At 72.3% G+C, this 13,126-nt stretch carries 12 protein-coding genes and 1 pseudogene; 8 read left to right on the top strand and 5 right to left on the bottom strand.

The window, feature by feature from the left end:
- Positions 1 to 272: 272 nt before the first annotated feature.
- Entirely contained in the window at positions 273 to 1,592 is a 1,320-nt protein-coding gene (locus tag OHQ87_RS11365) for a flavin monoamine oxidase family protein (protein WP_328347618.1), read from the bottom strand.
- A 334-nt stretch (positions 1,593 to 1,926) separates the two neighbouring features.
- Here OHQ87_RS11365 and OHQ87_RS11360 point away from each other — a divergent pair, with 334 nt between their 5' ends.
- Positions 1,927 to 3,033, top strand: coding sequence for an endonuclease domain-containing protein (locus OHQ87_RS11360; protein ID WP_328347616.1), 1,107 nt, complete (start codon positions 1,927 to 1,929; stop codon positions 3,031 to 3,033).
- A gap of 160 nt (positions 3,034 to 3,193) precedes the next feature.
- Here the strand turns inward: OHQ87_RS11360 and OHQ87_RS11355 are convergent, their stop codons facing one another.
- Positions 3,194 to 3,601, bottom strand: a complete 408-nt coding sequence (locus tag OHQ87_RS11355; RefSeq protein WP_328348817.1) for a MarR family winged helix-turn-helix transcriptional regulator — start codon at positions 3,599 to 3,601, stop codon at positions 3,194 to 3,196.
- A 290-nt stretch (positions 3,602 to 3,891) separates the two neighbouring features.
- Between OHQ87_RS11355 and OHQ87_RS11350 the strand changes: the two genes are divergently transcribed.
- The 7 genes and pseudogenes from OHQ87_RS11350 (at position 3,892) to OHQ87_RS11320 (ending at position 11,182) form a co-directional block, all read left to right on the top strand.
- Positions 3,892 to 5,685, top strand: coding sequence for an ABC transporter ATP-binding protein (locus tag OHQ87_RS11350; protein ID WP_328348816.1), 1,794 nt, complete (start codon positions 3,892 to 3,894; stop codon positions 5,683 to 5,685).
- 131 nt (positions 5,686 to 5,816) lie between these two features.
- The gene (locus OHQ87_RS11345; protein WP_328347614.1) at positions 5,817 to 6,518 is read left to right on the top strand and encodes a VOC family protein; all 702 of its coding nucleotides are present in this window, start codon (positions 5,817 to 5,819) and stop codon (positions 6,516 to 6,518) included.
- A 307-nt stretch (positions 6,519 to 6,825) separates the two neighbouring features.
- Positions 6,826 to 7,063 (top strand): annotated as a pseudogene (locus OHQ87_RS11340) (winged helix-turn-helix domain-containing protein).
- Positions 7,064 to 7,387: 324 nt separating this feature from the next.
- Positions 7,388 to 8,242 (top strand): hypothetical protein, encoded by an 855-nt coding sequence (locus tag OHQ87_RS11335; protein ID WP_328347612.1) that lies wholly within the window; start codon positions 7,388 to 7,390, stop codon positions 8,240 to 8,242.
- A 451-nt stretch (positions 8,243 to 8,693) separates the two neighbouring features.
- Positions 8,694 to 9,965: a cellulose-binding domain-containing protein gene (locus OHQ87_RS11330; RefSeq protein ID WP_328347610.1), complete on the top strand. Its 1,272-nt coding sequence runs from the start codon at positions 8,694 to 8,696 to the stop codon at positions 9,963 to 9,965.
- A gap of 281 nt (positions 9,966 to 10,246) precedes the next feature.
- Positions 10,247 to 10,684, top strand: a complete 438-nt coding sequence (locus tag OHQ87_RS11325; protein WP_328347608.1) for a ribonuclease domain-containing protein — start codon at positions 10,247 to 10,249, stop codon at positions 10,682 to 10,684.
- A 60-nt stretch (positions 10,685 to 10,744) separates the two neighbouring features.
- Positions 10,745 to 11,182 carry a barstar family protein gene (locus OHQ87_RS11320; protein WP_328347606.1) on the top strand — a complete coding sequence of 146 codons (438 nt, stop codon included), beginning with the start codon at positions 10,745 to 10,747 and terminating at the stop codon, positions 11,180 to 11,182.
- A 3-nt stretch (positions 11,183 to 11,185) separates the two neighbouring features.
- On the opposite strand, the gene OHQ87_RS11315 is transcribed toward OHQ87_RS11320, so the two are convergent.
- From OHQ87_RS11315 to OHQ87_RS11305, 3 genes are all read right to left on the bottom strand, one after another.
- On the bottom strand, positions 11,186 to 11,902 hold the full coding sequence (locus OHQ87_RS11315; protein WP_328347604.1) for an HD domain-containing protein: 717 nt from the start codon (positions 11,900 to 11,902) through the stop codon (positions 11,186 to 11,188).
- Between the two features lie 237 nt (positions 11,903 to 12,139).
- The gene (locus OHQ87_RS11310; protein ID WP_328347602.1) at positions 12,140 to 12,688 is read right to left on the bottom strand and encodes an ATP-binding protein; all 549 of its coding nucleotides are present in this window, start codon (positions 12,686 to 12,688) and stop codon (positions 12,140 to 12,142) included.
- A 99-nt stretch (positions 12,689 to 12,787) separates the two neighbouring features.
- The gene (locus tag OHQ87_RS11305; protein WP_328347600.1) at positions 12,788 to 13,090 is read right to left on the bottom strand and encodes a helix-turn-helix domain-containing protein; all 303 of its coding nucleotides are present in this window, start codon (positions 13,088 to 13,090) and stop codon (positions 12,788 to 12,790) included.
- Positions 13,091 to 13,126 lie beyond the last annotated feature (36 nt).

Here is a 13,126-nt window from a genome sequence, read left to right as displayed (position 1 = left end):
CGTGTGGGTGCGGCGGGAGCGACGAAAGGAACTGTCAGGTATTAGGTCACGAACGGAGAAAGCTTTCAATAGCTGTACTTAAGATTGTCGATATGTGCCGGTTGATGGATCGGCGCAGGGCGCAACGGTCGACATCCGCCCAGACCGGGCCGGCCGAGGTTGTGGCGGGGCGGAACCCGGCCGGTCCGGTGGGGTTCAGGCAGTGGGGCGGGATTCAGGGGCTCGCGCGGGGGTGCAGGTGGTGGGTCGGGTTTCGGGCGGCGGGGTGGGGTTCAGGTGGTGGGGTGGGCGAGGATCTCGGCCGCCGCCCGCTCGCCGGCCAGCACCGCGCCCTCCAGGTAACCGGCCCAGCGGGTCGCCGTCTCGGTGCCAGCCCAGTGCACCCGCCCCACCGGCTGCCGCAGCGCGGGACCGTAGTCTCGCCACGAGCCGGGTGTCAGCGCCCCGCAGAAGCAACCCCGGGTCCACTCGTCGGCCGACCAGTCGTACTCGACGAGGTCGTCGGGCGCGGCGGCGGCCGGGCCGACCAACTCCACCAGCGCGGCCAGCACCGCCGCCCGCCGTTGGCCCGGCGACAGTCGGCGCAGTTCACGGGCCTGTCGACCGTAGCTGAACGCGGTCAGCACCCCGCGCGACGAGTCCGGGGTGGAGTTGTCCACCGTCTCCGTTACCGGCCCGTCGGCCGACGTGGTCACCCCGGAGCGCCCGTCGGCCCGCCAGAACGGCGTCGGGTAGACCGCGTGCAGTTTCAGCGCCACCCCCATCGGCATCCGCTGGGTCAGCCCGTCGCGCAGGGCGGGCAACGCCGGGGAGTACGTGATCCGGCCCGCCAGCGCCGGGGCCACCGCCACCACCACGGCGTCCGCCCGGTGCGCCCCCTCGTCGGTGTACGCCACCACGCCGAGATCGTCCTGGTGGATCGCCCGCACCGGTGCCCCGGACAGCACGGTCCCCGCTGGCAGCGCCGCCGCCATCCGCTCGGCCAGAGCCGCCGGCCCGCCCACGATCCGATCCTGCTGGGCACCGCCGGCCATCCCCAGCAGCAACCCGCTGCCACCCCCGCTGCGCAGGTAGAACAGCATCTGCAACAGCGACACCTCGTCCGGGTCTGCCGCCAGCAGTCCACCGGCGAGCAGCCGACCCACGTACCGGGCGGTCACCGGATCGGGCGCGGCGCTTGTCAACCACGCGCCGAGGGTGAGTCGATCCCACTCGTCCGCCCGCGCCGCCCGCCACGGCGCAGCCGGATCCACAGCGGCGGCGAAGCCGTCCAGCAGCTCCACGGTCCGCCACACCGACTCCGGCGGGGCCTCCCGCAGCCGTCCGTCCCAGCGCACCGCCGGCCGGCCGCGTGCCGCCGAGGGGAAGGTGGTCAGCCCGTGCCCGGCCACCAGCGCGGCCATCCGCTCCTGGGCCGGCCCGATCCACTGCGCACCCAGATCCAGCGCGGTGCCGTCGTCCAGCCGCCGGGTGAGCACCCGCCCACCGACCCGCCCCCGCGCCTCCAGCACCCGCACCCGCGCCCCACCCCGGCACAACGCCGCCGCAGCAGCGAGCCCCGAGAACCCCCCACCGACCACCACCACCCGCACCCACCCCGCATACCCCACCCCGCACCCGCTAAGCCCAGCCCAGCCCAGCCCAGCCCAGCCCAGCCCAGCCCAGCCCAGCCCAGCCCAGCCCAGCCCAGCCCAGCCCAGCCCAGCCCAGCCCAGCCCAGCCCAGCCCAGCCCAGCCCAGCCCCATGATCATGTTGAGGAAATGGACACGACACGCCGGGAAAGTTGTCCAAAATCCTGACCCGATCATGAGGCCCCATAGCAAATACGGCGGGCGGGTGGGCAGTTGTCCACACTGGCTAGCGCTGTCCACAGGAGAGGGGTGGTGAGGTTGAGGTGGTGGGGGCGGGAGAGCAACCTTCGGGGCATGCATCCTGTTTTGCGGTCGCTGGTCGAGCGGAGCGGCGGCGTGGTGACGCGACGAGCGGCGGCCGAGGTGGTTCCGGCCTGGGTGCTCCGGCATGCCTATCGCGTCGGCGCGCTCCGACGGGTCCTGCCCGGCGTCTACGTCGACGCCAGCCTGATCCGCCCCCGAGCCCACGAGTCCCCCAAGGTCCACGAGTCCACCGATGCGGGCGCACCCGTTGGTGGCACCGCACCCACGGGTGTTCACGCCCACCCGGGGGCCCAGGTGCAGGCCAGGACGGTGGCTGCCAGGGTGGACGGTGGTTCGGCATTTCGGAGGCTCGGCTGTGCTCACCAGCGGAGTGCGGCGCTCGTCTGGGCTGACGGGCGTGCGGCGTTGGGCAGCGTCACCGCCCTGGCCGTCTGGGGTGTGCGCGAGCAGCCCGACGGGGAACCGGTGCACCTGGACACCCCGCGTGGCACGGCACTCCAGACCCGTCGGCACCTGGTGGTGCACCAGCGGGTCGACTTCACGATCGGACCTCCCGAGGTGATCGTCCGATCGGGAGTACCGGTGATGCGGTTGGAGCGGGCGTTGGTGGACGCCTGGCCCCTGTTGTCCCCGGAGGACCGTCCGGCCCCGGTGATCAGGGCTGTCAACGACCGGCTCACCACCCCGGCGCGGATCGGTTCGGCGCTCACCGCCGTACCGAGGCTAAGTGGACGGGCGCAGTTGCGCACCCTGCTCGACCGGCTCGTCGCCGGATGCCGCAGCCCGTTGGAGATCTGGGGACACGACCACGTCTTCACCGGTCCGGGAATGCCCGCCTTCCGCCGCCAGGCCCGGGTCGTCGTCGGCCGCCGCACCATGTACCTCGACGTGTACGCCGAGCGGGAACGCGTCGATTTCGAGCTCGACGGCGCGACGACCCACGGTGACCCCCACCAGCGCGAGATCGACCTGCGCCGGGACGCGTTGCTCGCCACCGTCGGCATCCTGGTGGTGCGCTTCGCCCGCCACCGCCTGGTCCACGAGCCTGACGCGGTACGCCACGAGGTATGCGCGATCCTCGCCACCCGACGCGATGCGGCCGATGCGGGCTCCGGTTGCCTGCTCCGGGTTCGCTGACATGTGGGGGCTCCCGGATTGTCGGGTCCTCCTCCCACGCATTCGACGCGCTGAGAATCCGGTCGAGGCTCTGGCCGAGTGGGCCGCCGAACTGCGCGGGTGGGGCTGGCCTGGAAGGGCGGGGTGGGGCTGGGGCTGGGGCTGGGGCGCAGGGGTGTGGTCAGGGGCGGAGGGTGCGGAGGATGCGGGTGAGGTCGGCGTGGTCGGTGGGGGAGAGGTGACCGAAGAAGCGTTCCGCCTCGGCGGTACGGGCCGCGCGGATGGCTGCGCCGACCTGCGTACCCTCGTCGGTCGGTGTGACCAGGGTTGCCCGCCGGTCGGCCGGGTCGGGCCGGCGCGCGACGAGCCCGCGTTCCTCCAGACCGTCGACGACCTCGGTGGTGGAGCGGGGCGCGATGTGCAGGTGCTCGGCGAGGGCGCTGAGCCGCATCGCACCGTGCCGGGTGAGCACCGTGAGGGCGCGGGCGTGGCCGGGGTTGACGTCCCAGGGTTCGAGGGTGCGCCGGGACTGGTGGCGCAGCCGTCGTGCCACCGCCCAGAACAGCTCCGCCAGGCTCTCCTCGGCCAATTCGGCCGGTGGCTCGGCCGGTGATCCGAATGGCGACTCGATCGGTGACAGGGCCGGCGAGTTTGCCGGCGGCTTGCCGGGAAGATCCGTCGGCGGGTCGGATGGCACGCCTATCGGAGGTTCGACCTGCCGCCCGGCTGGCGGGTCGGCCGGGGGTTCGGATGTCGTACCGGTCACCGGAATACGGTAGCAGGAGTCACTGTTGCTACCTCATGATGAGGTAACCTCAGCAATGAGCTCGCAGACATCAACCCGAACCCCCGAACGGAAAAGGAACCCCCTTGGACACCATGCAAACCCACCGGGAGGGCCGCGGCGGCGCTCCCCGGACCGTCAGTGCCGCCGAGAAGTCCCAGGCCCGCGCGGTCTCGCTACGCCGCATCGGCCGGCTGTTCACTCGGTACAGTGGGCAGTTGGCAGTGGTCACCGCGATCATCGTGGTGTCGTCGGTGGTCGCGATGGCCTCGCCCTTCCTGCTGCGGGCGGTGATCGACCGCGCGTTGCCGGAGCGCGACCTGACCCTGCTGGTGTGGCTGGTCGTCGGCATGATCGCCGTGGCGGCGGTGACCGCCGTGCTCGGCGTGGCGCAGACCTGGATCTCCACCCGGGTCGGGCAGCTGGTGATGCACCGGCTGCGCACCGACGTCTTCGCCCACCTGCACCGGCAGTCGATCGCGTTCTTCACCCGCACCCGCACCGGCGAGGTGCAGTCGCGGATCACCAACGACATCGGCGGCATGCAGGCCGTGGTCACCTCCACCGCCACCTCGATCGCGTCCAACCTGACCACCGTGGTGGCCACGCTGGTCGCTATGGTGGCGCTGTCCTGGCGGCTCACCCTGGTGTCGCTGGTGGTGCTGCCGCCGGCCATCTGGCTGACCCGCCGGGTCGCCGCGATGCGCCGCGAGATCACCGCCCAGCGCCAGCGGGAGCTGGCCGACCTCAACGTCACCATCGAGGAGGGGCTGTCGATCAGCGGCGTGCAGCTCAGCAAGACCCTCGGCGCGGGCGGCGCGCTGATCGACAGGTTCTCGACCAGCTCGGCCCGGCTGGTCGACCTGGAGCTACGCTCGGAGCTGGCCGGTCGCTGGCGGATGGCCACCATGACGATCATCTTCGCCGCCATCCCGGCGGTGATCTACCTCGGCGCGGGGCTGCCCGGCACCGCCGGCACGCTCAGCATCGGCACCCTGGTCGCCTTCACCGCCCTCCAGGGTGGGCTGTTCCGGCCGCTGATGGGGCTGCTCAACGTGGGCGTCACGCTGACCGCCTCGCTGGCGCTGTTCGCCCGGATCTTCGAGTACCTGGACCTGTCGGTAGAGGTGGACGACCCGGCCCGGCCGGTGACTGTCGACCCGACCCGGGTGCGCGGGCACCTGCGCGTCGAGGACGTCACCTTCAGCTACCCGGGCAGTGACACCGCCGCCGTCGCCGGCATCAGCCTGGACGTCCCGGCCGGCACCAGCCTCGCGCTGGTCGGTGAGACCGGCTCCGGCAAGAGCACGCTCGCCGCGCTGGTCAGCCGGCTGCACGACCCGGGCGCCGGCCGGATCACCATCGACGGCGTCGACCTGCGCGACATGCGTCTCACCGACCTGGCCGCCGTCGTGGGCGTGGTCAGCCAGGAGACCTACCTGCTGCACACCACCATCCGGGAAAATCTGCGGTACGCGCGCCCCGACGCCACCGACGCCCAGTTGGTCGACGCCGCCCGCGCCGCGCAGATCCACGAACTGATCGCCGCCCTTCCCGACGGGTACGACACGGTCGTCGGCTCCCGGGGCCACCGCTTCTCCGGCGGCGAGAAGCAGCGCCTGGCCATCGCCCGTACGCTGCTGCGCGACCCCCGGGTGCTGGTGCTGGACGAGGCGACAAGCGCGCTGGACACCGAGACCGAACGCGCCGTGCAACGGGCCTTCGACACCCTCGCCGAGGGTCGTACGGTGATCACCATCGCGCACCGGCTCTCCACGGTGCGGCACGCCGACCAGATCGCGGTACTCGACCACGGCCGGATCGTCGAGTCCGGCACCCACGACACCCTGCTTGCCCGCGCCGGCCGGTACGCCACCCTGGCCACCTGACCGACGAGCCGTCCCGCCGTCCCGCGCCCTGACCTGCTCCCGGCGGGGCCGTGACCAGGGGCGATGGCACGGGATCGAAAACCCGAACTACGAGACGCGAGTCCCCGATCGGCAGTGGTTAGAGTGACGCCGTGCAAAGTGGTGTGGCGGCCCAGGTGCCGGTGCTGTACGTGGCGGACGCCGACGCGGCCCGACGGTTCTACGAGATCTTCGGCTACACCGAGATCCGGGCCGGCGGCGACGGCGGATCACGCTGGTCGTACCTGCGGTGCGGGGAGTTGACGCTGCTGCTGGCGGCGGTCACCCCCCGCCTGGTCACCGTCGAGTTGCCCCTACTCGTCTACCTGTACGTGGACGACCTGACCGCGACCGCCGAGCGGCTCACCGCCGCCGGGCACCCCGTGCAGAAGGCGGGCTACCCGGAGCACGCCCCCGGGGGCGAGTGCCGGGTCACCGACCCCGACGGCAACGTGGTCGCCTTCGGGCAGCGGCAGGCCGTACCGCAGCAGGAGCGGGACCCGCAGGCGGGCGGCGAGGCGCGGTTCTCGCTGATCCGGGAGGCCGCCGAGGCGGTCGGCCGGCGCGGCGGCGCACCCGCCCGGTGCCAGATCGGCGGCCCGCGCGGCGAGCCCTGCGCGGAGCCGGCAGAGGTCAAGCTCGCCGACTCGTGGGGCGACACGGCGTGGGGCTGCATGACGCACGCCGACGAGACGCTGCTGACCGCGCGCGGCGCGTTCCTGGCCACCGAGGACGGGATGGGCCTCGGCCCGTTCCTGCGCGCCCGCCAGGGGCAGCCGGACCGGCATCCTGCCGAGGACGCGTCCGGCGCCTGATCGCCGGCTGCCGCCCGGGGGAACGCCCGCCGGACACCCGCCCTCACCGACGAGCTCCGTCGGGCCTGGCCGGCTTGCGGTCGGCTCGACTGCCGACGGCCGGTGGGCCGGCAGCGGTACGACAGCAGAACAGCCGGACGGGGTCGGGGCGGGCACACACCCGCCCCGACCGGGGAAACCCCTCTCTCGTTGCCACGCGAGGGGAGAGGCAGGAATCAACTTAGCTGTCTCAGTCACCTGAGTTGAACATAGAGTTGTTGGAGGGTGTCCTTGCGTGATCGAATTGGCGTGCCACGCAGGGGGAGTCATGCCGATCACCGCCGACTACATCCGCATCGCCGACAAGATCGTCGCCGACGTGAGAGCGAAGAAGCTCACGCCGGGAGAAGCTGCCCTCGATCACGGAGCTTGCCTCGCTGTACAAGGTCAGTCCGTCGACGGTCAAACAGGTCTACGTCCGGCTGGAAGCGCTGCGGGTGATCTGGCGACACCAGGGCAAGGGCGTCTTCGTCAACGACCCGAAGCTCTGGATGCGCGAGCCCTGACCCGCTAACCCGCCTCACCCCGCCCCACGCGCGGCGATCTACCCGGTGATCAAGAGGTTTACGTCGACGTTGATCTCCCCGATGACGCAAACTCCTTGATCACCGGGCGCATGGCAGGCTCTGCGCCCCCGCGTCTCCGCTTCGCCTCGCCCGCTCCTCACGCCGAGCGCTGTGCCCCGGTGATCAAGAGGTTTGTGTCATTCAGAAGATCAACCTTGACGTAAACCTCTTGATCACCGGGGCGGACCGGGGTGGGAGCGGGAGGTGGGGTGGGGGTGGGGAAAGTGGGGGGAGCCGTGGGGGGTGTGGGTGCGTCCAAGGGGTATGACTAGTTTTCGAGGCATGTGGGTGGCGGTCGTTCCGCTGCTCCTGCTCACGGCTGCCTGCGCGGGGCAGGGTGAGCCGACCGGCGCAGCCGAGGATGCCGCGCCTACCTTTCCTGCTGACGTGCCGGTGCTCCGGATCGACTACACGGGTGGCTTCGTGCGGCCCGAGACGAACCTGACCCGGCTGCCGGCCGTCAGCGTCTACGGTGACGGTCGGGTGATCACCCAGGGGCCGACCGTCCTGAGTTATCCCGGGCCGGCGCTGCCCAACGTCCAGGTCCGCACGATCAGCGCGGCCGAGGTGGCGAAGCTGGTCGAGCAGGCCCGCGCCGCCGGGGTGGGCAGCTCGGTCGACGTGGGCACCCCGTCGATCACCGACGTGGCCACCACCCGGTTCACCATCCGGGGGGCGGTGGGCACCGAGCAGTTGGAGGTCTACGCCCTGGGCGAGGCGACCGGCCCCCAGTCCGGCCTGACCGCCGCCCAGCAGGCCGCCCGCGACAAACTGCGGGCGTTCGCCGACAAGGTGACCGACCCGGGGAGCGCTGCGACGCAGCCGTACCAGCCGACCGCCATCGCGGCGGTGGCCGGGCCGTGGGTCGCCACCCCGGAGACGGCGAAGCAGCCCAGGGTGGAGTGGCTCGGCCCGACGTTGCCCGGTGCCAGCCTTGGCGAGGGCCTCAACCTGGGTTGTGTGACGGTCACCGGCACCGCCGTGCAACAGGTGATCGCCACCGCCGGCAAGGCCAACGCCGCGACCCCGTGGACCTCCGGCGGGAAGCAGTGGACGGTCACCCTCCGGCCGCTGCTGCCCGACGAGACCGACTGCGCCAGCCTCACCGCTGGCCGCTGAGCCGCACACCCGGCCGGTCGACCCGATCATGTGTCGACCGGCCGGGGCGGCTGCTCGGGATCTGTGGGCTTGGCAATGCCGGAGATGGCCGTTCGGTTGGTGGTGGCGAGATCATCTTCGGGCGGCGGCTTCTTCAGCGGATTCACGCAGTTGCGGATCTCGGAGGCGTGGGAACGAGTTCGCCGTACGGGCGTTGGTGGATGCCGTCGTACCCGTCGATGAGATCGGTGAGCGGGTGCAGTCGATCGGCCGTGCCGGGCGTGAGCCGACGGTGGACTTGTTTCCATAGGCAACCATCACTACATTGGGCTCGGGTGCCGCCGTGTTGCCAGGCGGCTGTGTGGCCTGAGCCGGGCCGTTGTCCACGTGCCGAGCAGGCACGTCGACGCGCGAGCGACATCGTTGCTCCTGCGCCGTCGGTGCGTACCGACGGCCAGCCGGAAGGACCCCTGTGAGGATTTCCCGTACCCGTATCACCGCCGCCCTAGCCGTCACCGCCACGGTGGCGGCGGCCGTCACCACGGTGCTCGCCGGCACCGCCTCGGCCGCCCAGGGCTGCCGGATCGACTACCAGCCCAACGAGTGGACCGGCGGGTTCACCGCCAACGTCCGGGTCTCCCCGGGCGACACCGCCCTGAGTAGTTGGACCGTCACCTGGTCCTACCCGGGTGGCCAGCGGATCACCGGTGGCTGGAACGCCCAGGTCAGCCAGGCCGGCACGACGGTGACCGCACGCAACGCCACCTGGAACGGCAGCGTGCCGGCCGGCGGTGCCACAGAGTTCGGCGTCCAGGGCACCAGCACCTCGGGTGCCGCCGCGCCGACCGGGTTCGCGCTGAACGGCGTACCGTGCAACGGCGGTCCGCCGCCGACCACCACGCCGGTGCCTCCGACCACCACGCCGGTGCCGCCGACGACCCCGCCGCCGACCACGCCGCCGCCGACGACCCCGCCGCCGACGACCCCGCCGCCGACCACGCCGCCGCCGACGACCCCTCCGCCGACCACCCCGCCGCCCACGACGCCGCCGCCGGTCGGGTGTGCCGGTGCGGTGCTCTGTGACGGCTTCGAGAACCAGACCGGCACGACGCCGGCCGGCGACTGGAGTGTGGTCAACCCGGACTGCTCCGGAGCGGGCCGGGCCTCGGTGGACACGGCGACCGCCCACAGCGGTAGCCGCTCGCTGCGGATCGACGGCGCGGCCGGCTACTGCAACCACGTCTTCGTCCGGTCCAACAAGGACCTCAGCGCCGTGGGCACCGTGCGGTACGGCCGGATCTGGCTGCGCCACACCACCGCGCTGCCGACCCAGCATGTCACCATGACGGCGATGACCGACACCGCCGACGGCAACAAGGACCTGCGGATGGGCGGCCAGAACGGCGCGTTGCAGTGGAACCGGGCCTCCGACGACGCGACGCTGCCCGAGCAGAGCCCGTCGGGGGTGGCGCTGAGCGTGCCGCTGCCCACCGGGCGTTGGACGTGCCTGGAGTTCATGGTCGACGGCAACCAGGGGCAACTGCGCACCTGGCTGGACGGCACCGCCGTCACCGGGCTGACCGCCGACGGCGTGCCCAGCCACGACATCGACGGCCAGTGGTACAACCGCACCTGGCGGCCCCGGCTGACCGACCTGAAGTTGGGCTGGGAGAGCTACGGCGAGGGCGCGGACACCATCTGGTACGACGACGTCGCCCTGAGCACCAGCCGGATCGGCTGCTGACCCCCGCCGGGACCGGGCGGCCGACAGGGCTGCCCGGTCCCGGCTGCGCCGACTGAGCATTCAGCCGGCGGTGGGGTGCCGATCATGGTGCGTTCATCCACGGTTGCCAGGCTGACCTCTGGTCGGCGGGGTTCGCTTCCCGCCAGAATGTGGCTGATCGGGATAACCATCCTGATCGATGCATTCCTGTCGGCCCCCGCGACCCGGAGGACCCGTTGCGCACTCCCGCGAACCCCGTCACCCCCGCCATCCCCGTCACCCCCGCCATCCCCGTCACCCCCGTGACCGCCCCGACTCCGGTCGCCCGACCGCGCCGACTGCCGGGCACGCTCGCCCTGCTGACCGCCCTGGTCGCGGCGATGCTCGTCGGGCCGTCCGTGGTGGCCCCGAGGCTGACCGACTCCGCGTCGGCGGCGGTCTACGGCTCCTGCACGATGTCCCGCTGCGCGGACGCCCGTACCGCCCGTTCCGGCTGGTCGGCCAAGGGCTTCCCGACCAGCCGGGGCTGGTACGCCTGGAGCGGCGGGCTGTCGAACTTCGCCGGTGGCCAGTTCTACAACTACGAGGGCCAGCTTCCCGCCAACGCCACCTACTACGAGTACGACGTCTATCCGCGGGTCTCCGGCGCGGCGCGGGACGCGTACCGCATCGTGGTGAACAGGAGCACCGGAGCGACCTGGTTCTCGCCCGACCACTACGCGAACTTCTACCGGATCTGACCGAGGACCACCGGGGTGGGCCGGTCCGCCGGCCCACCCCGTCGAGCAGGAGGATGCACGATGACCGGACAGCGCCAGCCGGGTTGGCTGCGGGTGACCGACGAGCCGCAGCCGGCAGGGCACCCGACGCCGTCGGTCACCGTGCCCGGGGCGGCGGCCCGCACCCGCCCGGCGCTGTTCGACGCTCTCACCGACGCCCTCGACCTGCCCGGACACTTCGGCCGTAACTGGGACGCGCTGGCCGACCTGCTGGCCGACCGGCTCGACGTCGGGCCGCTCACCCTCGAGGTGACCGACGCCGGCCTGTTGCTGACCGACGAGCCACCCGGCCAGCTCGGCACCCTGCTCGACGTGATCGGCGGGGTGTCGGCCGGCTCCCGGGAACCGGTCTGCCTGCTGCTGCGGGACACCCCGCAGCGGCTGCCCGACCTGTGGCACCGGCTCTCCGCCGTCCTCGGCGGCTGCGGGGTGTCCGTGCCACCCGGCGCGGCCTGCTGACGGTCAGGCGGGGTGGTCGAGGATCGCGCTGAACCGCTCCTCGGCCAGGTCGAGCTGGGCGAAGATGTGCCGCTTCACCGGCATCGACAGCGGGGTGTCCGGTCGGGCGATCAGCTCCCGGAACACCGGTACCAGCGGTCGGTACTTCGCCGCCGAGCGGGCCACCTTCGGCCCGACGGCGTAGACCACCCCCACGCCGTTGTCGGTGAAGTCGGAGACCTTGATGACCCGTGCCCACGGCTCCCGGTCCAGGCTGGCCGCGACGTGCTCGCGGTACTGCACGTGCGGGTCGCGCTCCGGGTCGTACGCCGGATTGGTGACCGCCGCGACGAGCCGGGCCACCCGCGACCCGAACCGGCCGGCAAGGGTGGCCAGCGCCGCCGCCGTCGGGTCGGCGGCTCCCGCGCCGGCCAGCTCGCCCGGGTGGTCCTCCACCGCGTCGTGCAGCAACCCGGCGACGATCACGTCGACGTCGCGCACCTGATAGTGGTGCATCATCCGGATGGCCACCCGCAACAGGTGGTTGAGGTAGGGCTCCCGGGAACGGCGGTCGTCGCGGTGCAGCTCGGCGGCGAGGTCCAGGGCGGCGGTCAGCCGGTCCCGCTCGGCGGCCGGGAAGGCCGGCAGCTCCAACCGGAACCGGGCCAGCAGGCCCGGCTCGCCGTGCAGCTCGGTGATCGCGTGCATCGGCATGGTGGCGAGGTACGGCGGGAACTCCATCGCCTACTTATAGCCGATCTTCACTGCCCATCCGACCCCGCCGTCCGCTGTGCGACTGATCGTCACCAGCGCCGCCACGACGGGAGGTTGCGTTCCGACATCAGTCGCCAGAACCGGCGCATCCCGGATCGGGGCGCTCTCGTCCACCCGGCAGAACCGCTCCGGTTGGCGGGTCACCAGCGCCGAAGTGCAGAGCCGGCCGGCCTGGAGTAGGAACGGATGGGCGGTGCAGCGGTCTCAGGAGGCGTCGACGAGGTGCTTGACCAGCCGTACCGTCGTCCCGGCGGCGGTGCCGTCGATCCGAGCCTCGTCCATCAACCGCATCATGATCAACTGCCCGCGGCCCCGGTCCCTGTCGTCCGAAGGGGCCTCCCGCCAACCGCCGGTGTCCGACACCTCGATCTCCAGTCGATCGCCGTGTAGCCGCGCCTGCACCCGGACGGTCGACCCGGCTGCGAACCGGTAGCCGTGCTCGATGGCGTTGGCGCACGCCTCGCCGACCGCGATCAGCACCACCTCCACCTCCGCCTCGCCCACCCCGAGCCCGGTCAGCCAGGCCCGCAGGGCCTCCCGGGTGGGGGAGAGCTGCGCCGGATCGGCGGCCAGCGCGACGCGGAACGCCCCCGGCACGTCACGGGTCACCGGGCCGACCGGTGGCGCCGGGTCGATGGGTGGTGCCGGGCCGACCGGTGGCACCGGGTCGATGGGTGGTGTCGGGTCGGCCGGCGGGAGAGGTTCGGTCGCCGGGTCGGGGAAGCCCCCGTCCACGTCGCGTCCACCCGCCACCCGGGTCCACCTCCCGTTGATCCACGCCACCGGGGCTGGAAGCCCGGCCGTCACCCGGGGGTCATTCTCCCTGTATCACTTCGCCGGGGTGGCGGCGGGTTACGAGGCCAGCCGCTCGCCGGGGGCGCGGACCTGGCCGGCGAGGTCGATCCCGCCGTCGGACCGGTTGATCTCCGACCAGACCGCGTCGAGGGAGAGGCCGAGGACGTCGGCGAGCACCGCGATGGTCGGGAAGGCGGGGGTGGCCACCCGGCCGGACTCGATCTTGCGAAGGGTCTCCGGGGAGAGCCCGGCGGCCAGCGCGGTGCCGAGCATCGAACGCTGGCCCCGGGCGCGGCGCAGCAGTGCACCGAGGCGTTGTCCGCGTTCGACCTCGGCGGGAGTGAGCGGCAACCTGACCATGGTTGCGATTCTAGTACCGGGATAACATGGCCGGGA

Source organism: Micromonospora sp. NBC_00421, assembly GCF_036017915.1.
In the GTDB taxonomy this organism is placed as follows: domain Bacteria; phylum Actinomycetota; class Actinomycetes; order Mycobacteriales; family Micromonosporaceae; genus Micromonospora.
The sequence above is the reverse complement of the archived record's forward strand: the minus strand, read 5'-3'. Positions and strand labels throughout refer to the sequence as shown.